Here is a 21,070-nt window from a genome sequence, read left to right as displayed (position 1 = left end):
AGTGATATGTACTAATATAAGGAGTGATTTTATTGTCATTTGATTTTATAAAAGATAAAAATAAAAGAATACACTTTATAGGAATAGGCGGTATCAGCATGAGTGGTCTTGCTGAAATTTCAATAAAAAAGGGATTTAACGTATCGGGTTCCGACATGAAAGCTTCCCCTTTAACAGAAAAGCTGGAATCCATGGGAGCAAAAATATATATAGGCCAGTCCGAAGAAAATATAACAGAAGACATAAACCTAGTTGTTTACACAGCTGCGCTTTCCGATAATAATCCCGAGCTTTTAAAAAGTCGTGAACTGAATATTCCTCTCATGATACGGGCTGAATTTCTAGGTCACATAATGAAAGGTCACAAATACAATATTGCTATTGCAGGTACCCACGGTAAAACAACCACTACTTCCATGATATCCACCATATGCCTTAAAGCCAATACAGATCCTACAATACTGGTTGGAGGCGAACTCGATCTTATAGATGGCAACGTAAGAGTTGGCCACAGTGATTACTTTATAACAGAAGCTTGTGAATACAAAGAATCCTTCTTAAAATTCTTTCCATATGTAGGAGTCATTTTGAACATAGACAAAGATCACCTTGATTACTACAAGGACATTTCACACATACAGGATGCATTCATAAAATTTGCAAAGCTGATTCCGAAAAACGGATACCTTGTATGCTGCAGTGATGACAAGAGAATGAAAAATGTAACCTCAGAGGTAAACTGCAATGTGGTGACCTATGGTATAGAAAGCGGAGATCTTACTGCAAGGAACATACAGTATGATGATACAGGCTGTGCCTCTTTTGATGTTTACAAACAAAACGACTTACTTGTACCTATAAAACTAAATATACCCGGGAAACACAATATACTCAATTCCCTTGCAAGCATAGCTTCCTCACTGATTATAAACATAACAAAATCAGATATAGCCAGCGGCTTATCCAGTTTCAAAGGCGCACACAGAAGGTTTGAAATAAAGGGAATCAAAAACGGCGTCACAGTAATAGATGATTACGCACATCATCCAACAGAAATCATGGCGACTCTTGATGCTGTACAAAACTACCCGCACAAAAAAATATATTGTGTTTTTCAGCCCCATACTTTTTCGAGAACACTAAATCTTTATGATGAATTCACAAAATCCTTTGACAAAGTTGATAGTCTTGTACTTGCAGACATATATGCTGCCAGGGAAAAAGATACCAAGCAGGTAAGTTCGGAAATGCTTGCCAAAAGTATATCAGACAGAGGAATACCATGTAAAAACCTGCATGAGTTTAAAGATATAGTAAACTTTCTGAAACAAACAGTTGAAAATGGTGATATCCTAATAACTGTAGGTGCTGGAGATGTATTCAAAGTCGGAGATATGTATCTTGAAAAATAAATAAATATAATGTTTAAAATCCTTCAATATAGTAAATACTAAGTAACAAAATATCTTACTATAGTTGGAGGTGCTTTTTATTTTGAAAAATTTCATTATATCAAGCTTAATAGATATTCTAGTAATATTCGCATCATATTTTTTGTTCCACTTTATTTTAAGTGGTTCTGTAAGACATAAAATATATGAGAAACTGTTTGACTCCTTTGCCAAATTTGTAATTTATGTTTTTCTCATAACAATATCCATAAACGGAATCATAGCATTCTTTCTTTATAGAAGTTACTATATATCATACATAAACATAATAACTCCTGCAGTTGTTTCTGTCTTGGTAGGTTTTTTGATGTCTACAGTACCTGTAAAAGGTATAGAAGACTCAAATAAAATATAAAATCTATTATTTCAACATTATATGTAAGCATAGTGCTTTTGCAATATTTAACCATTATAATTATGATATAATGAGCATTATAAAATAACAATTTTCAAGGAGTTAATCAAAATGAAGAAAGAATATAATAACTTATTTAAATCCATCGTAGAATCATATTACAACGGCACTTTCGACGAAAATATAGAACAAATCCTCAAAGAGGATTCAACCGACAAAGAAGAATTATGCTCTATAATATCTTCACTCTGTGGAACAAAATTAAATTATGGACCAAACTTCATATCTGACTTGAAAAATTGCATAAAATCATACAAAAGTAGTGCTAAAATCGTAAATAAAGTAAAAAGCTGTTCTCTTGAGTGTAAAGATGACAATGGAAAAACTCTATGCGAAAAATCATGTCCTTTTTCTGCAATAATAAAAGACGAAAAGAACAACACCACTATTATTGATGAAGAAAAATGCGTAGACTGCGGCATGTGTGTAGATGCCTGTCCTAAAGGTGGAATAATGGATACAGTTCAATTTCTTCCCCTGGCAAATATAATAAGAAGTAAGGCACCTGTAATAGCTGCTGTAGCCCCTGCAATCATCGGACAATTTGGCAGTACTGTAAAAATCGGACAGTTAAGATCCGCCTTTAAAAAGATGGGTTTTGCTGATATGGTTGAGGTTGCATTTTTTGCAGATATGCTTACTCTTAAAGAAGCCGTTGAATTCGATCATTACGTTAAAAATGAAAATGATCTTATGATAACTTCATGCTGCTGTCCAATGTGGGTTGGAATGTTAAAGCGGGTTTACAACGATCTCATAAAATACGTATCTCCTTCCGTATCCCCGATGATAGCTGCCGGAAGAGTAATAAAAAAATTGAATCCATCCTGTAAAGTCGTATTCATAGGACCTTGTATTGCTAAAAAAGCTGAAGCAAAAAACAATGATATAAAAGGAGATATAGATTTTGTCCTTACCTTTGAAGAAGTAAAAAATATTTTTGAATCCATGAATATAGATCCTTCACAGCTTGAAGATGACCAGTCTTCCGAATATGCTTCAAAAGGCGGAAGACTCTACGCCCGTACTGGAGGAGTATCCATTGCGGTAAATGATGCGGTAAAGAAACTTTTCCCTGAAAAACATAATCTTTTAAATGCAATTCAGGCCAACGGAATAAAAGAATGCAAAGCTATTCTTGAAAAGGCTCAAAACGGTCAGGTCAATGCCAACTTTATAGAAGGAATGGGATGTATTGGTGGATGCGTCGGTGGACCAAAATCAATAATTCCAAAAGAAGAGGGTCGAGAACACGTAAACAAATTCGCAGAAGCTTCAGACATAAAAGTCTCTGTAGACAGCATGTGTATGGACAAAATTTTGAATAAAATAGGAATAAACTCCATAGAGGATTTTAAAGACGAAAATAAAATAGATATATTTGAAAGAAATTTCTAAAATCAAGACATCAAATTACAACTTCAATATATACATAATGAAAAAATTCCTTTTTGCATATTGCTAAAGGAACTTTTTTCATAACTAATTAATATGTTTTTTCCGAATTAATTAGAAAAAATTTGATTTATAAACGTATTCAAAATAAACTATGGCTCAGTTATAATAAGTTTAATAAATAGTATTTAAACCTAACAGGAAAAGAGGATGAAAAATTTGCTAAGTGATTTACTAAATGAAGAAGTTATAAGAATAAATATAAAATGCACAGACTGGAAGGATGCCATAAGAAAAGGTGCGCAAATGCTTATAAATAAGGGATTTATAAAAGAAAGCTATACAAATTCCATAATAAATAATTTTGAAAAATTTGAAGCTTATATGGTTATTGCTCCTGGAATAGTCCTCTCACATGCACGACCTGAAGATGGCGTTAAAAAGATGTCTATGAGTTTAATGACTCTTGCAAATCCAATAGATTTTGGAAGTGAAATGAATGATCCCGTAAAACTTGTAATCACACTTGCTGCAATTGACAGTGACTCACATATGAAGATTATGAAAAAGCTTACGGAATTGCTTATGAATACTGAAGATCTGGATAAACTTATGAAGTCTACAAAAATCGAAGATGCAATTCAAATTATTGACAAATATTAATCAAATTGTACCTTTTACGGTAAATCAATTTGTATTGAAATATTAAAAATTAATAAAGGAGAGGATTTTATGAAAAAAGTTAGTATTTTATTTGTATGTGGTGCAGGTCTTGGAAGTAGTTTCGCGTGTCAGATGGCAGCAGAAGATGTACTGAATAAGCTAGGTGTTGATGCAAAACTGGATCATAGTGACATTTCATCTGCTGCATCAATCAAACCTGATATTATAGTTACTGCTCAAAATTTCCAATCACAATTTGAAAAATTTTCAATTGATCCTAAACAGACAACAATTGTATACCTAAAAAATATTGTTTCAAAAGTAGAAATTGAAGAAAAAATCACCCCCGCGTTAAAAGAGCGAGGTGCTCTGCAATAAAACTTAAAAGGAAGGAAATGGTGATTAAAAATGAGCGTTGTAAATTTTATTATTCAGAATATTTTGACTCAAGCGTCTATTACCATTGCTTTAATAGCGATGCTTGGATTAATACTACAAAAAAAATCATTGGGACAGATTATCTCAGGTTCATTAAAAACTATGTTGGGTTTTCTAGTTCTGTCAGCAGGTTCTAATATAATCGTCGGAAGTTTGGAGTATTTTGGCAAGATTTTTACAAAAGGCTTTCATATGCAAGGCATTATTCCATCAATTGAAGCTATTAACGGCCAGGCAATGAATCAATTGGGTTTGGGCAGTAGTATTGCTTTAACTTTTCTAGCTATATTTATCTGTAATATTATAATTGCAAGGTTCACAAAATGGAAATATATATTTTTAACTGGTCAGGCACTTCTTTGGATGTCAACTATGACAACAGTTTTTGGATATGTAGCTGGACTTCGTGGTGCTGCATTGATTATAGTAGGAGGCATTATCGGAGGTATATTTGCAGTAGCAATGCCAGCCATTGCACAACCATTTGTACGCAAAATTACTGGTATGGACGAAATAGCCTTGGGACATTTCTGTACTATAGGATATATATTTGAGGCAGGAGTTGCAAAATTATTTGGTGAAAAAGGTGAAAATAAAAAATCAATTGAGGATCTAAAATTACCTACTCAATTTGAATTTTTGCAGGATACGTATATATCCATGATGGTAGTTATGGTTCCATTATATGTGGTTACAGCTGCTTTTGCCGGTGCAAAATTCGGAGCCACATTATCAGGAAATACAAATTATTTAATGTTTGCATTTTTACAATCCATGCAGTTTGTAGTAGGTGTATATGTATTATTGTCAGGAGTTAGATTATTGCTTGGAGAAATTGTTCCAGCATTCAGAGGAATTGCAATGCGAATAGTCCCAAATTCAGTGCCAGCACTTGATTGTCCGGTATTATTTCCATACAGTCCCAATGCCGTAATTTTAGGTTTTGTAACAACAACTATAGGAACAATCGTTGCAATGTTCGTATTACCGGCCTTTGGCTTAGCCATGATTTTACCAGGCATGCTCACAAACTTTTTCGCAGGTGGTACTGCTGGTATATTTGGTAATTTAGTCGGCGGACGTCGAGGAGCAATTATAGGCGGTATAGCACATGGTTTCTTCATTACATTACTGCCGGCTCTGCTAGTAACTGTTTTCAATTCCATGGGATTTGTAAACGCTACAGCAACCGATGTAGACACTGTAACTGCAGCTTTGTTATATGCGTGGATTATAACTCCAATTTTAAAAATATTCTAAAATTTAAGAGGATAGTATTAGGAGGATTAAATAGTGTTTGGATTCAAAAAGAAAAAAAATAAAGATCAGATAAAGGATAGCTCAGAAAAGATTATATTAACTCAAGAACGTGAAAATGAATTATTAAGCGAAATTAATATCAAAAAAAATAAGCTTGAAGAGGCAGATACAAATGAACGCGCTAAAATCTATGAAGAAATTGGTATGGATTTTTATGAGCTTCAACAAGAAGAAAACGCTATTCAAGCATTAGAAGAAAGCCTTGAAATAAAAAAATCTATAGGCAATGGTTATAAAACTTTACTGAAGTTATATAACAAAAAACGTGCAGAAGCAGCCAATGCAAATGACGATGATGTTTTACAAATATATTTAAAAAAAATGGATAAAATGATGCAGATTTCTAAAGATGTAACACGAGGTTTGTAATAATTTTAAAATAAAAGTTAATATAAAAAGGAGTAAATTAAAACATGTATACAACATTAAAAGAAGTAACATCAACAGCAGAAAAATTAAATTACACAGTTGGAGCATTTAATACACATAATTTGGAGATGCTGCCTGACATGATACGTGCAGCAAAAGAAAAAGGTGCACCAATTATAATTCAGACTAGCGTGGATACTGCAAAATATATTGGTCATGAAAATTTGGTAGCTGTATGTAAATCCATGGCTGAAAAAGAAATGGTGGATGTAGTTTTGCATTTGGATCATGCGAGGGATTTTGATGATATCAAAGACGCCATAGATAAAGGTTATACGTCAGTAATGTTTGACGGCTCTTATCTCCCATTTAAAGAAAATATTATGAAAACCCGTGCAGTTGTAGAATATGCACATAGACACGGTGCTTCAGCAGAAGGCGAATTGGGAACAATCGGTGGTACTGAAGAAGGAGTACATGTAGATGAAGACGACAAAATTTACACTAATCCAAAGGATGCTGTAGAATTCGTAAAAGCAACAGGAGTAGATGTTCTGGCAATTGCAATAGGTACTAATCATGGACAGTATAAATCCAAAACTAAAGTCAATATACCTCTTTTAAAACAAATAAATTCAGTGGTTGATGTGCCTTTAGTCATCCACGGAGGTACTGGAGTTGATGAAAAGGATATTAAAGATTTAATAGACAATGGTATTCGTAAATTCAATGTTGGAACTGAACTGTTAGTAGCTTGGACTAAGACTGCTAAAGAAACTTTTGCAGATACTAAAGTAAATAAATCACTTCGTCACAATATTATTCCATGCAATGAAGCAGTAAAACAGATTATAAAGCACAAGATTGATATATTCATGAATAAGGAAGGTAGCTTTTATGAAGAAAAGTAAATATATCCCTTTTAATTAATGATTTATACAAAAATGGATACTATAGAAGAGTGCGGGATATTTCTTGTACTCTTTCTTTGGTAAATAAATTTTACAGGAGGATCAACATGGAAAAAAATTTAATCCTGTTAGCAGGACTCCCTGGAACGGGGAAAACATATTTAAGTAATATCATTATAGATAAATTAGGGCCATTCTGTGTAATTTCTCAAGATGAATTAAAAGAGCATTATTGTGACGTTTATGGATATAACTCCCTGAAAGAAAAACTTAAAATAGAGAAAATAGCCTGGGCAAAATACTATGAAAAAATGGAACAACAAATGAAACATGAAGCCAATATAATATCAGATTATCCTTTTAGCCAAAAACAAAAACCCAATATTGAGAAATTGGTGGATAAGTATTGCTATAGGGTTATTACTGTTAGATTGTCAGGAGACCTCAACGTGTTATTTGAACGCCAGAGAAAACGTGATCTAGATCCGTCAAGACATTTAAGCCATATTGTAACTAGTTATAAAAAAGGTGATAAATTATCTGACAGAAGTAAGGCCGATAATTTACTAACATATGAGGAATTTATAAAAAGATGCACTACAAGAGGCTACGATAAATTTGAACTTGGAAAATTGTACAAAATAGATGTAACCGATTATACAAAAATTGATTACTCAAAACTATTGGAAGACATCAAGCTTTATATTTATGGTGATAAATCCAAATAACATGATATATTAAATTATTTAATAAAATATAGAAGAGGAGGATTTTATGGAACTTAACAAAAGTTGTATAGAAATTCTTAAATACATACGGGAAAAAGGTGACTATGTTAAAATCCAAGACTTAGCAAAAATATACAAACTTACCGATAGGGCCATACGGTATAAGATTGATAAAATTGAAACATTTCTTGTTAAAAATGGATTTAAGTATTTAGAAAAACAGCATCTAAAAGGAGTCAAGCTTGTTATTGAACCAGGAATAAATGAATTTTTGGATTCTTTTTTAGGAGAATATACTCCTTATAAATATATTTATTCAAGAGATGAAAGATTTCAATTTATCACTATGAAAATATTACAATCTCAAAAAGCCATCAAAATTTCATATTTTGAAAATAAATTATGTGTGTCAAAAAATACAATTTTCAAAGAACTAAATCTAATAGAAAGATGGCTTAATGAAAGAGATTTAAAAGTCATAAGAAAATCGAGAATTGGTATCATTGTAGATGGAAAAGAAGAAAACAAGAGAAAAGCCATAAGAGAAATAGCACAAGAAACAATTTCTGCAGAAGATATTGTAAATTACATTAAGAAAGGGACTGTTAAATCAAAAATAAATAATCTTCAATTTGAAACTTTATTTTCCGATATAGATATAGATTTTATTGATGAATTAATAAAAAGTGCAGAATCGGAACTTAATAAAGAATTTAGTGATGAAGCCTACGGAAGCCTTATTACCCATATAACCATAATGATCAAGAGAGTTGAGCTTGATTCAAGTATCAGCATACCACAAATCAATCTAAAAAATCTAAAAAAAGGCAGAGAATATGAAACTGCAAAAAAAATTCTAAAAAAAATAGAGAATCATTATAAATTAAAAATTCCAGAAGAGGAAGTAAATTATATTACACTTCACCTTTTAGGTGCAAGAGTTCTTAAAAACAATGAAATATACAATATAAATGAGTATACTGCCGATAATCTCTATAGCATTTGTGAAAAGATGGTAGAAGAAATTGAAAAGATATACTTTGTAGATTTTGGTGGCAAAAAAGACACATTAATTGAAGGGCTTGTCTTACACTTGAGGCCAAGTATTTACAGGATTAAATTCAACTTGAAATTAGTAAATCCACTCTATGAAGAAATACGAATGAATTATAATGAATTATTTTTAAATACTAAACTGGCATGTATTTACCTTGAAGACTTTATAGGAAGTAAAATAGATGACAATGAAATAGCTTACATTTCTCTTCACTTTGGAGCTGCATTGAGAAATGTAAAAAAAGATGAAAAAAAGATATTAAAAGTCATTTTGGTTTGTGGAACAGGGCTTGGCACAGCAAGAATGGCAGCAGCACAAATTTTGGATAAATTTCACGTTGAAATAGTAGATATTATTCCCAGCAGGGCGGTTAGGGATTTAAAAAATATAGAATACGACTACATAATAAGTACTATAGACATTCCTTATATAAGCAGCAATTCATATATAAAAGTAAATCCGCTTATGCTTAAAAATGATTATGACAAGTTATCCAAATATCTTCAGGGAAAATATAAAAAAGAAGAAAGTTATGAAACTGAAATGCATCTTATAAATAGACTCCTCAAAGTAACTAATAAATACTGCACTATAAATGAGCTGGAACAACTCAAATACGAATTTATGTATGAAATAAAAAAAGAAAGGCACCAATATTCAAAGAAAAATTTTGAATATACATTGAAAGATCTATTAACTCCAGATTTTATAAGTCTGAATGTAGAATGCAGATACTGGGAAGAAGCCATTAGAAATGGCATGAAAGTATTAAGAGAAAAAAACTACGTTGAAGTAAGTTATGAAGAATCAATAATTAACAATATAAAAGAATTTGGACCCTACATGTCAATATCGCCAGGAGTTGTTCTTTCTCATGCAAAATCTGAAGATGGAGTAAACAAACTGTCCATGAGTCTTATGACAATTAAAAATCCTGTTAAATTTGGAAGTGACCTTAATGATCCAATAAAGCTCATAGTTACATTGGCTGCCAAAGATAAAGACTCTCATTTAAGGGCATTGTCACAATTAATGACTCTTTTTATGAAGAGTGATGACTTGAAAAATGTATTTAATGCAAAAACAAAAGACCAGGTTATAGATATAATAAATATATATTCTAACAAATAGTTTAATTTACTAAGACATTGACGTAAAAACATCATTAATATATAGTTATATAAATATTAAACATTTATATAACTATTGGAGATGAACCTTATGACTCACAACAATCATATAACAAAAAATATAGTATACAATGCCGAAGCACTCATTTTCGATATGGACGGTACGCTTCTCGATTCAATGGGTATGTGGGATAATATAGACCAAATTTACCTGAAACAGCTAAATTTAGATGTTCCCAATAATTTAAAAACTGAAATCGAGCACCTAAGCTTTCATCAAACTGCAAAGTATTTCAAAGAACGCTTCAATATATCTGATTCTGCATCAAAAATAGAACACGACTGGTATACAATGGCTTTGTCCATATACAAAAACAAAAAGATGATAAAGCCATACGTTAAAGATTTTCTTTCCATAGTCAAATCCCGCAAAATAAAAATCTGCCTGGCTACAAGCAATTATATAGAAACTGCAAGGACGGCATTGAAGACAAATAAAATATATAATTTCTTTGACAGTATTTCAGTTACAGATGAAGTTGAACATGACAAAGACTTTCCGGACGTATTCATTCTTTCTTCAAAAAAGCTTGGCATTGCTCCTGAAAACTGCGTCGTATTTGAAGATTCTCTTCCTGCAATAATGTCTGCAAAATCGGCAAACATGAAAGTAATTGCTGTAAAAGATTCTCATTCTATACACTCCTTGGAATCAATGCTTAAACATTGTGATGCAGGTATTTCAAGTTTTAAAGAACTAATATAAAACATATTTACACTCACTTTATTTGATATTATGAATAAAATATAATAGTAAAATTTTTAGGAGTATATTTTATGATAGTCTTCTTGTTCTTTGCAATTATTGCTTCATCTCTTGCAACTTTTTATCGGCTCAAAAATCAAATTGCATATCAAAGAAAACAGATACTACTTTTAAAATACGAAAATCATAAATTAAAGCATAAATTAAAGAATCAGAATTAATCCTTATTCTGATTCTTTAATTGTCCACACAATCTCCCTGACAAATTCCATTGTCTAAAAGATGTTTGTCTATTGAATTAAGTATCTCCCATTTTTTGAGACTCCATTTAGGTTCAATTAATGTATCTCTGGGAGCATCTCCCGTCAGCCTGTGTATAACAATATTTTTATCGGTCATAGCAATTGCCCTGCATATTAAATCTACATACTTCTCTTCTGTCATGAAATTTAATTTTCCACGATTATACATATTAACAAGAGGTGTATTTTTCATAAGATGCAGAAGATGAAACTTTACTCCGCTGACACCCATTGATGAAACATACTTTACAGTATTTATCATGTCTTCCTCGTTCTCTCCCGGCAATCCAAGTATAATATGAACTACAACGTCAATGTTTCTCTTTTTCAATTCCTGAACTGCCCTCTCAAAAGTATCAAGTTTATATCCTCTATTTATTGCGACAGCAGTAGCTTCATTTGAAGTTTGAAGTCCAAGTTCAACCCATGTATAAATCCTGCTATTAAAATCCTCTATCAAATCAAGCACATCTTCTCCAAGGCAATCCGGCCTTGTAGCTATTGCAAGACCAACAACATCATCCTCCTTCAAAGCTTCTTCATACTTCCTCCTCAGTACAGAAACAGGTGCATACGTGTTTGTATATGCCTGAAAATATGCTATATACCTCCCCTTTTTCCATTTCTTTTTCATCATTTCTTTGATATTTTGAAACTGGTCATGTATTGAAAAATTTCTATTTCCCGCAAAATCTCCAGATCCTCTTGAACTGCAAAATACACATCCACCACTGCTCAAAGTGCCGTCTCTATTCGGACATGAAAATCCAGCATCAAGACATATTTTAAAAACCTTGCATCCAAATTTCTGTCTCAAATAATAATTCAAGCTGTAATATCTTTTATCTCCCCACATCAAAATTACCAATCTCCCCTGCAATATGTTATTTATCTTTCAAAATAAATTATATCACATTCTCTCAGCTTTAAATTCCTTGAGGTCCATCCTCCATTTTCCTGTAATACGTGCTGTGGATTCATCCTCTGTATTTTTATTTCTTAGCACAACATCAAAGTTCAAAGTGTCTTGACCAAAAGAAGAAAACAATATTTTTACCTTGTCGAGTGGAAACTTTTTCTCAAATTTGAAGTCTATCATTTCTCCATCATCAACTTTGTATACCCTAATACAGTTCTCAACATTCTTACTTGAATATTGAACCATCAATAATTTTTCATCCTTAGAAAATTCCATTAAATTCACTTTGGAATTTTTTAAAAGGTCCAATGTAATCAGTTGTTTGCCAATAGGTTTTTCCAAAATATTTTGAGACCCTCCATTATCTCCAGAACTTCCTTCCTGACTATCCGAAGAACCTCCATTTTGGACCATTTGTCCTTGGGTCGCCATTGTTTGGTCTATTTTTACTATGCCTATATATGAATTAACATTATACGTTGTAACTGCAAGCATACTTCCTTCATACGAAAAATTAATTATATACGGATCATATTTCGGTACAGGAACTTTATCCAATTTTGTTTTGTCTTCCTTGGAAAAAACATAATTCGGAAGTGATTTAAGTTCAACAATCATATTTGTGTCAGCACTGTCCTTGTTTTTCATTCTTATTTTGTTTTTGTATACAAATGCCTCTTGCTGTACGGCGTTCTTTATATCAACTATTTTATATTCATTCTTTTCTTTAGTAATCTTTAATGTATATCGATCAAGGCTTGTAAAAGGTCTGTCAAGATAAGCCCTTGGAACATTTATCATAAAAATTGCAGAGTTTCCAACTTTACTTTTGTCAAATACATTATATCCCAATATCTTAAGCTTATCATTTTCTTCTTTCACAGGTGACTTTAAAAGTTCTTTTGAATACAAGCTTTTCATTCCATCGAAATCATTTTTAATCAAATAGTTCATGTATGTTTCAACTACATTTGAAGCAAGCTTCATGTTAAAAGAAGATTCATTACTGCCCATTTCGCTCTTCTTGTTTATTGCACATGCTGTAAACAACATAGTACACGCTAAAAAAGTTAAAATAATACATATTTTTTCATTCCTTTTCATCATTTGCCATCACCTCTCCGCATAATTCCATAATATATTTTCCCCTTAAATAAAAATTTAATTTATGATACATCTTTTTGATTTTGAGTTTATATATTTATATAGATATACTTTTCAGGAGGAAATTTTTTGAATAGGAAATTATCATTGTGTTTTCAAATAGCTGCTGTATTCATAGGTACAATAGTTGGAGCAGGTTTGGCTTCCGGGCAGGAAATAAGCCATTTCTTTACTACTTATGGTCCCAAAAGCTTTATTGGAATACTTCTATGTCTTGTACTGTACATGGTAGTTTCATCTTTTATAATAAATTTAAGTTTAAAATACAACCTAAGCTCATACGACAGCCTAATATCTCTTGTAACCCCGGGTTTTTTATCTGCCATAATAAACTCTCTCACTACTTTTTTTCTTATAGGAAGTTCATCTATAATACTCGCTGGAAGTGGTGAACTTATACAGCAATATTTCAAGATTTCAAAGTGGTTTGGCATATGCTTCATGATTTTTCTTTCTCTTTTCATACTGTTTAAAAATACAAATGGTCTTATAAAAATAAATTCTTTTATAGTGCCTTGTCTTGTTGCAGTGATATTTATTTTATTTTCATTATACTTGGTGCTGTACCATGGACTGGATATTCATGAAATAAAAAATATTCCTGTCTACAAAGACCATTGGACGCTTTCATCTATACTATATGGAGGTTTTAACATTTTATGCTGCAGTGGGGTACTTGTTCCATTATCAGGTCACATAAAAGAAAAAAAGATTTTAATACCAGGAGTAATTTTAGGGTGTATAGTCCTTACAGTTCTAACGCTTATTATTAATTTTCTTCTCATGGTCAATATTCCATATATTTTTGAATACGAAATTCCTCTTCTGTACATAGCAAACAGATTCGGCAAGATCATCCAAATTCTGCTTTTATTTGTAATCTGGCTCGAAATGTTTTCAACAGAAGTATCAAATATATACAGTATAGGCAAGACCCTGGAAGATGTGCTGAATATCTCTTATAATAAATGCATAATATTTATAGTTGCACTTACAATACCAATCTCACAGATAGGTTTCGCTAAACTTATATCTTGCCTCTACCCTGCTTTCGGTATAGTGAGTCTTATATTTATCATGAACTGTCTTGCATTTTATATAAAACATAGAAATTGATAAATCAAGACATAAAGTATATAATTAATATTTATAAAAATTCGGTAGGAGTGCTTTTAAATGTTACAGGAATTGGAAAAATGCAGATTATGTCCCAGAAACTGCAGTGTGAACAGGCTAAAAAATGAAACAGGATTTTGCAAATCCAAAAGGAACGTAAAAGTTGCCAAAGTTTCTCTCCATAAATGGGAGGAGCCCTGTATATCAGGTACTCGTGGTTCTGGAACAATCTTTTTCTCGAATTGTAATTTAAGATGTGTATTTTGCCAGAATTACGCTATAAGTTCAGACGCCAAAGGAAAAGAAATCAGCATAGAAAGACTTGGAAATATATTTCTCGAACAGCAAAAACGAGGTGCCCACAACATAAACCTTGTAACCCCGACACACTATATACCACAGATAAGGGAAGCCCTTGACATTGCAAAATCAAAGGGGCTGAGTATTCCCATATTGTTCAACACAAACAGTTATGCAAATTACGATTCCATAAAATCACTTAAGGGTTATATAGATGTTTATCTTCCAGACTTTAAATATTTTAGTGATAAATATTCAATAAGATATTCAAATGCTCCAAATTACTTCGAAACAGCTTCAAAAAATATAGCAGAGATGATACATCAGGTTGGAAAAGTAAAAATAGATGATAATGGACTAATAAAACGCGGAGTTATAATACGCCACTTGATGCTTCCCGGACTTTTATTCGATTCTAAAAAAATTATGGATTATATAAGAAAAAACTTTTCACACTCAGCTTACATAAGTTTAATGAATCAGTACACCCCAACATATATGGCATGTAAATTTCCAGAAATAAACAAACAATTAAATCCAAAGCATTATGATACACTAATAGATTATTGCCTTTCAATTGGCCTTGTAAATGGATTTATTCAGGACACCGGTACTTCATCCAGAGATTTCATCCCGGATTTTAATCTGGAAGGTGTATAAATAAAAAATAACGACAATCACCAGAATGTCGTTATTTTTTAATCACGTTCTATACTTTTGCAGATCCTTCTTGAAGGATTCAGTCATCTCTTTGAATTGCCCTATACCATCCACAAGTTTCTTTATTTCATTCGTATAAGTTGAAACATTGGCACTTACTTCTTCTGATGAAGCTGAATTCTCTTCTGCTATTGCAGCAAGGGATTCGATATTATTATATATCCCTCCAATGGAATTAGCTTCCTCTGTAAGCTTGTCTATAGTTTCTATCATTGATGATGCTACTGAGCCTATAGATTGAGTTGCCTCATAACTAACCTCTCTAACCCCTTCAAGTTTCTTTGTTTCTGCTTGAAGCACTCCAAACTGTGCTTCTATTTTTTCTACCAATCCCTTTATATTTACAACAAAATTAGCCAAATTTGAATTGATCTCCTGCACCGAGTCCTTTGACTGTTCCGCAAGCTTTCTTACTTCTTCGGCAACTACTGCAAATCCTTTTCCATGTTCACCTGCACGTGCAGCTTCTATGGATGCATTCAAGGCAAGCAAATTTGTCTGTTCGGAAATATCAGATACCATGGAAACTATACTTGTAATGTCCTTTGCCTTGGACTGAAGGTCAACTCCCCTGTCCCTTACTTCTCTGAACTGCTCAAGAGTACCAAGTATATTCTTGCTCGTATCATTTACATTTTCATAGCTGTTGTTTATCTTGTCTATAGCACTTTCAAGTTCTGCCTTATTCTCATTTTCATTGTTTACTATAGATTTAAGGCTGTTTATATTGTCATTCAATATGGAAGCCACATTTCCAGTACTTTCAGCCTGATTTACCGCACAATCAGCAACCTCTCCAACCACTCCCGATATATCATTTGACGTGTTGCTCATTGAAGTGGTTATGTTGTTGATTCTCTTTACAAAAGTACTCATCTCGTCAGTTACACCTTTAAATCCTACAAAATCTTTTCTTACGCCCTTTTTGTGGACTCCAAGTAGCTTGTACATATCTTCAAAAAAATCATTAGTTTCAATAGCCCCGTCTTCGAGGTAGCTATTTTTATTTATTTTCAAAATGCTGTCCTTTATTATGGATTGAGGTCTCATGAGAAGGGAACCTGATACAAAAGAGGCTGCAAATGCACCGATTGAAATTACAATGTTCTTTAGTATGCTTTCTGTTTCAAAGAGAGCAAAACATATTAACAATGTTACGATAAAGTTAAATACTCCAATTTTCGCACCTATATTCCTTATAAAGCCCAGAGAAAGGAATTTGTTGAATTTATATACTTTCTTGTAGTATATGTCTTTTTCAAATGTAAACTTTAATTTTACAACTGTTTTGGTTTTCTCCAGCTGTTTAACTTCAAGTTTTTCATTGAAAAATTTAGCACTCCCCTCTATCATACCCATAAGATAACTAAACATGCCTCTTTGAGATTTATACTCAAATATCGCTTCTCTCTTTGATATAGGGTTTATTGTTACAAGTGGAGGTTTTGCTCCTGGAAATCTCTTTGTCATTACAACATGAACATCAAACATGGATTTAAAAAATGAATATAAGTTCTCATGTTCAAAAAAAGCTGGATAATCATTATGAAATGCATTTATATTATCAAGTCCTATGCTTTTCCAAATTGAACTTTCCGATCTTTTGACCTTACTTGATATGTTCCCGATGACTTTTTTTACTGTCTTGTCATCTATATCTTCACCTGGCAGAAACACTTTCGAATGATTCCATCCAACGAATTCCATTGAATCATCCACAACTTCATCTCCATAAAGTTTTCTGCAAGTATTCATCCAAGTGGCAATAACTGTTCCTTTCATTCCATCACTCCCTAAATGGCACCTTTAACCAAGTCATGCCAAACTTATTTCAATCTTATCTAGTCTTAATATTGGCTTCACATCCTTTATACTCACAGTTTCTGTTCTTACACTTCCTCTATTACTGACAAGCAATATCTTGCTTCCATCCAATTTTTTTACTTGTCTTATAGCTCTGTTTCCATTGTATTCCAACAATAATATAGCATTATTATCTATGCTTTTGCTCATATGACCAAATACAAGATCTCCCTCCTGTATTCTGAACCCAATCATATCGTCATCTTCAACTTTTAAATACGCCACTTTGTCCTTCGGATGACCCTCTATTTTATTATTTACCACAGGGAGTTTTCTAACTCCAAAGCATTTACTCAGACTATAATCATAAATAGGTACATCCTTAAGTATGTCGGAAAAAGCATCGCTCCAAACCGAATTCACCTGGGCTGGCTTAGACGGAATTGAGTATTTGACTTTATTGTCTTCCTTATATGTTTCTGATTCTAATGCACTTGAAAGATCATTTATTTCCACACCTAATACTTTTGACAATCTGTCAATTATATTCTGATTTGCTATTTTTCGTCCAGTTTCAACATCGTTTATGAATTTTTCAGCAACCCCAAGCTTTCTCCCAAGCTGCTTCTGACTTAATCCTTTTGCTTCTCTTCCTAACTTTATCTTTTCTCCAACTCTGCTCATAGCTTTCATCCCCTCTTATTGTCCTGCTGCTTTGCAAACCACTCTTTTTCCTGAACAAGCTGGTCGATCAAATAGTCAAAAGTCCAATTGGCTGAAGTTTCTGTAACTACTGCAAAAATCGGTCTTACACGAAACCCGTCTTTTATAGTTTCCATGAGACCTGTAAGCTCATCTTTTTCTACATTGTCAAACAGTATTACTTTTTCCTCCGGAAGCTTTATTGAACTTGTTTTTGTCCTTTTCCCGCCTGCTATATCCTTTATTTTCATTCCTGTCATTGAATCATCAACTACAATATGTTCTATTGAAAACTCCTTTGATTCAATACTTTCTATAAATTGATTTTCTTTTTCATCAAGTCCAAATGTTATTAGAAGTTTTTTATCTTTTCCGCTCATGGCTCTCATCCCTTCTACTTTTTAATTCATGAATCCAGCAATTTATAACTCAAATCAATTATTTTATCATCATTCAGGGAATTAAACATATACACTTTTCCACATTTATCCGAGAGATTTAAAATATCATATTTCAAGAGCTGTCTTTTAAGCTGATTTACAGTTCCAACACTTCCATCTATTATATCCGAATTTTGATCCATATCTTTAAGCACTCCTGCAAGTGTCTTTTTTATAAAGGGATAATGTGTACATCCAAGAACCACCGCTGATATTTCTTCATTTTTAAGCGGTAAAAACTTTTTTCTTAGATACGCCTCAACTTTATCTCCGCATATAATTCCCTTTTCTATAAGTTCAACAAGTCCCGGGCATGGCATGGGAATAACATTATCCTCAAAATCATACTTTTTCACGAGATTTTCAAATTTGTCCTCAGATAGGGTAACAGGAGTAGCCATTATTATTATACTTCCATTTTTATTATATTTAACTGCCGGCTTCAAAGCAGGTTCTATTCCTATTATAGGCATCAAATCACTATACTTTGTTCTCAAGCCTTCTATGGCAACACTTGTCGCAGTATTACAGGCGACAACAAGAGCTTTTATATTTTTCTTCAACAAAAAATCCACATCATCAAAAACAAACTTTTTTATTTCACCAGACATCCTCGTTCCATAAGGAGCTCTAAGTGAATCTCCAAAGTATATAAAATTTTCATTCGGGAGTACTTTTACGGCCTGTTTTAGAACGCTTATTCCTCCCACTCCAGAATCAAAAAAACCAACTGGTTTATCTCTAAGATCCATTATACCACCCCGTATTATGTCTATATGAAATCAAGTTATTATTAACATAACCATCTCAACTTTATTCTTATTATATAATATACCAATAAACTATACAAACTCAATTTGGGCAAAGTATATTTATCAAATTATTAATTTTAATATAGGTTTATTTCTATTGACATATCAAGATATAAATTATAAAATCAAAAATATAATTTAGCTTACAATATATTAATAATATGCATAAAGAGTATAATTCTTTTATTATTAGGAGGTTTCCCATGTCAAAAGATTTAATTTATTCAATATCAAAAGATAGTCATAATGAAAAAAGTCTCAAGGAACTTTTAACGAAACATCCGGAGATAAAATTCGTATCAGCTGTAGGAGTTGACCTCTGCGGCAACAACACAGATGAAAAAATACCAATCAAAGTATTTTTAAGCGATATAGATGGTTTCCTTAAAGGTGCAGTACAGACAGACGGTTCTTCCATCATACTTCCTGGAATTGCAACTCTCGACGATGCGAAGGTTGATATGGTGCCTGATCTTGATGTCAACTGGTTTGTAGACTACAATAAAGACAACCTGGATGAAGCAACTGGAAAGCCTGTTGGAACCTTGAGAATTCCCTGCTTCCTGTACCACAATGGATCAGCAGTAGATTCAAGGTATGTGCTCAAACATTCAATAGAATATTTGAAATCAAATCTCACAGACCTTTTCAAAAAATACCCTGCTTCACTTTCCTCAATCGGAATAAAGATTGACGACATAGAGGATATCATAGGAACATCCGCAACAGAACTTGAATTCTGGGTAAGTACTCCAAACAACAAGACAGAAGTTGAGGACCTTTCAACTTCACAGGTTTTAAAGGAACAGTACTGGGCAAGAACAAAAGGTGCTGTAAAGACAGCTCTTGAACAATCCCTCGAGATAATGGAGATCTACGGATTTGAGCCTGAAATGGGACACAAGGAAGTCGGCGGAATCCAGGCCAAGATCGATGAAAACGGGAACTATGAAATAATGGAGCAGATGGAAGTTGACTGGAAATATTCAACATCAGTACAGTCAGTTGACAATGAAGCCTTCGTAAAGAATATAATAGAAGAAACTTTCAAGGAAAACGGACTCAATGTTACCTTCAAGGCAAAGCCTGTTGAGGGAATCGCAGGAAGCGGAGAACACACCCATATAGGGATAGCCCTTAAACTGAAAAATGGAAAAAGAGTAAATCTTTTCTCTTCGAAAAACAGCTTCCTAAGCATATTCGGATACGGATCAATCATGGGAATACTCAAGAACTATGAAGTATTGAATCCTTTTGTTTCATCAACTACAGATGCCTTGAGAAGATTGAAACCCGGCTTTGAAGCACCTGTATGTATAGTAACTTCAATAGGACGTTCGGTTGAAGTACCATCAAGGAACAGATCCGTACTCATAGGTGTTGTACGAGAAATGCAGAGTCCTCTTGCAACAAGATTCGAACTCCGTGCCCCAAATCCAGGAACAAATACTTACATTGCAGTAGGCGCACTCTACATAGCAATGGTTGACGGAATAGAATATGCAGTAAAGAACAACAAGTCTGAGGAAGACCTTTTGAAGGAACTTTCAAAGAAAAAGGGAGAATCTGCAGACTACTTTGACAAGGACAGAGAATACAGAAGTGAAATAGATGTATTTGAATGCTATTCCGATGAAGAAAGGGAAGACCTCTTTGGAAAGGCTCCAGCAACGGTATACGAAAACTTTGAAGCCCTCGACAAATATCCTGAGAAAAAAGCAGTACTTACAAAAGGCGGAGTTTTGAAAGAAAAATATATAGAAAGCTTCAAGACAGCTTATATAGAAAAATGGTTAATTGAACTGAGCCACAGAGTATTGAATCAGTATACAAAAGAAATAAGGAACGCAAAAATGCTTCACTCCATAGACAAAGCTCTTGATATAGACGTTGCAAACTGGATGAAGATAGACAACCTGAGACATGAACTTCTTAAGGATTCATACGACAAAAAGAGTCTCTTCACACAGATAAAAGAGGCTATAGATGCTGAAGATTACGGAACTGCATCAGATCTTCAGATAGACATAGAAAAGAAGATGTTCGATCTCAGAAATTTGTATTCCAACTACAAGAAAAACTTGCTCGACATATAACACCAGATAAAGAAGAACCACTGGAAATATTCTTTCCAGTGGTTCTTTTTTTC

Annotated in this window: 21 protein-coding genes; 15 read left to right on the top strand and 6 right to left on the bottom strand. The window is 33.0% G+C overall.

Translation table 11 applies throughout. The annotated features are described in order from the left end of the window. Positions 1-32: 32 nt before the first annotated feature. The 12 genes from murC (at position 33) to AC4CVH_RS14650 (ending at position 10,864) form a co-directional block, all read left to right on the top strand. Positions 33-1,412, top strand: a complete 1,380-nt coding sequence (gene murC, locus AC4CVH_RS14705; RefSeq protein WP_490788494.1) for a UDP-N-acetylmuramate--L-alanine ligase — start codon at positions 33-35, stop codon at positions 1,410-1,412. Between the two features lie 82 nt (positions 1,413-1,494). Further along, positions 1,495-1,806 (top strand): hypothetical protein, encoded by a 312-nt coding sequence (locus tag AC4CVH_RS14700; protein ID WP_490788493.1) that lies wholly within the window; start codon positions 1,495-1,497, stop codon positions 1,804-1,806. A 111-nt stretch (positions 1,807-1,917) separates the two neighbouring features. Next, entirely contained in the window at positions 1,918-3,264 is a 1,347-nt protein-coding gene (locus AC4CVH_RS14695) for a [Fe-Fe] hydrogenase large subunit C-terminal domain-containing protein (RefSeq protein WP_490788492.1), read from the top strand. 207 nt (positions 3,265-3,471) lie between these two features. Further along, positions 3,472-3,924 carry a PTS sugar transporter subunit IIA gene (locus AC4CVH_RS14690; protein ID WP_490788491.1) on the top strand — a complete coding sequence of 151 codons (453 nt, stop codon included), beginning with the start codon at positions 3,472-3,474 and terminating at the stop codon, positions 3,922-3,924. A 69-nt stretch (positions 3,925-3,993) separates the two neighbouring features. Beyond that, entirely contained in the window at positions 3,994-4,302 is a 309-nt protein-coding gene (locus AC4CVH_RS14685; RefSeq protein WP_490788490.1) for a PTS sugar transporter subunit IIB, read from the top strand. A gap of 30 nt (positions 4,303-4,332) precedes the next feature. Then, entirely contained in the window at positions 4,333-5,622 is a 1,290-nt protein-coding gene (locus AC4CVH_RS14680; protein WP_490788489.1) for a PTS sugar transporter subunit IIC, read from the top strand. Positions 5,623-5,655: 33 nt separating this feature from the next. Beyond that, positions 5,656-6,051, top strand: a complete 396-nt coding sequence (locus AC4CVH_RS14675; protein ID WP_490788488.1) for a hypothetical protein — start codon at positions 5,656-5,658, stop codon at positions 6,049-6,051. Between the two features lie 44 nt (positions 6,052-6,095). Next, positions 6,096-6,962 (top strand): class II fructose-bisphosphate aldolase, encoded by an 867-nt coding sequence (locus AC4CVH_RS14670; RefSeq protein ID WP_490788487.1) that lies wholly within the window; start codon positions 6,096-6,098, stop codon positions 6,960-6,962. Between the two features lie 107 nt (positions 6,963-7,069). After that, positions 7,070-7,690 (top strand): P-loop nucleotide/nucleoside kinase family protein, encoded by a 621-nt coding sequence (locus AC4CVH_RS14665; protein WP_490788486.1) that lies wholly within the window; start codon positions 7,070-7,072, stop codon positions 7,688-7,690. A 46-nt stretch (positions 7,691-7,736) separates the two neighbouring features. Beyond that, complete coding sequence (locus AC4CVH_RS14660) at positions 7,737-9,878, top strand: BglG family transcription antiterminator (RefSeq protein WP_490788485.1); 2,142 nt, start codon at positions 7,737-7,739, stop codon at positions 9,876-9,878. Between the two features lie 90 nt (positions 9,879-9,968). Continuing rightward, on the top strand, positions 9,969-10,643 hold the full coding sequence (locus AC4CVH_RS14655) for an HAD family hydrolase (RefSeq protein ID WP_490788484.1): 675 nt from the start codon (positions 9,969-9,971) through the stop codon (positions 10,641-10,643). A 71-nt stretch (positions 10,644-10,714) separates the two neighbouring features. Continuing rightward, the gene (locus AC4CVH_RS14650; RefSeq protein WP_490788483.1) at positions 10,715-10,864 is read left to right on the top strand and encodes a septum formation initiator family protein; all 150 of its coding nucleotides are present in this window, start codon (positions 10,715-10,717) and stop codon (positions 10,862-10,864) included. Positions 10,865-10,880: 16 nt separating this feature from the next. Here AC4CVH_RS14650 and mnmL read toward each other — a convergent pair whose 3' ends face one another. Both mnmL and AC4CVH_RS14640 read right to left on the bottom strand, forming a co-directional pair. Next, positions 10,881-11,804 carry a tRNA modification radical SAM protein MnmL/YtqA gene (gene mnmL, locus AC4CVH_RS14645; protein WP_490788482.1) on the bottom strand — a complete coding sequence of 308 codons (924 nt, stop codon included), beginning with the start codon at positions 11,802-11,804 and terminating at the stop codon, positions 10,881-10,883. A 51-nt stretch (positions 11,805-11,855) separates the two neighbouring features. Next, positions 11,856-12,971 (bottom strand): hypothetical protein, encoded by a 1,116-nt coding sequence (locus tag AC4CVH_RS14640; protein ID WP_490788481.1) that lies wholly within the window; start codon positions 12,969-12,971, stop codon positions 11,856-11,858. Positions 12,972-13,097: 126 nt separating this feature from the next. Between AC4CVH_RS14640 and AC4CVH_RS14635 the strand changes: the two genes are divergently transcribed. Beyond that, positions 13,098-14,144: a YkvI family membrane protein gene (locus AC4CVH_RS14635; RefSeq protein ID WP_490788480.1), complete on the top strand. Its 1,047-nt coding sequence runs from the start codon at positions 13,098-13,100 to the stop codon at positions 14,142-14,144. 60 nt (positions 14,145-14,204) lie between these two features. Further along, positions 14,205-15,104: a radical SAM protein gene (locus AC4CVH_RS14630; protein ID WP_490788479.1), complete on the top strand. Its 900-nt coding sequence runs from the start codon at positions 14,205-14,207 to the stop codon at positions 15,102-15,104. Positions 15,105-15,146: 42 nt separating this feature from the next. Here AC4CVH_RS14630 and AC4CVH_RS14625 read toward each other — a convergent pair whose 3' ends face one another. From AC4CVH_RS14625 to murI, 4 genes are read right to left on the bottom strand one after another with little or no spacing between them, the layout of a single operon-like run. Continuing rightward, positions 15,147-16,946, bottom strand: coding sequence for a heme NO-binding domain-containing protein (locus AC4CVH_RS14625; protein WP_490788478.1), 1,800 nt, complete (start codon positions 16,944-16,946; stop codon positions 15,147-15,149). Between the two features lie 33 nt (positions 16,947-16,979). Then, on the bottom strand, positions 16,980-17,651 hold the full coding sequence (locus AC4CVH_RS14620) for a S24 family peptidase (RefSeq protein WP_490788477.1): 672 nt from the start codon (positions 17,649-17,651) through the stop codon (positions 16,980-16,982). A 5-nt stretch (positions 17,652-17,656) separates the two neighbouring features. Beyond that, positions 17,657-18,049, bottom strand: a complete 393-nt coding sequence (locus AC4CVH_RS14615; protein ID WP_490788476.1) for a DUF3783 domain-containing protein — start codon at positions 18,047-18,049, stop codon at positions 17,657-17,659. 26 nt (positions 18,050-18,075) lie between these two features. After that, positions 18,076-18,861: a glutamate racemase gene (gene murI / locus AC4CVH_RS14610; RefSeq protein WP_490788475.1), complete on the bottom strand. Its 786-nt coding sequence runs from the start codon at positions 18,859-18,861 to the stop codon at positions 18,076-18,078. Positions 18,862-19,124: 263 nt separating this feature from the next. Between murI and AC4CVH_RS14605 the strand changes: the two genes are divergently transcribed. After that, positions 19,125-21,017: a glutamine synthetase gene (locus AC4CVH_RS14605; RefSeq protein WP_490788289.1), complete on the top strand. Its 1,893-nt coding sequence runs from the start codon at positions 19,125-19,127 to the stop codon at positions 21,015-21,017. The last annotated feature ends 53 nt before the right edge of the window (positions 21,018-21,070 follow it).

Source organism: Clostridium pabulibutyricum, assembly GCF_058242705.1.
The sequence above is the reverse complement of the archived record's forward strand: the minus strand, read 5'-3'. Positions and strand labels throughout refer to the sequence as shown.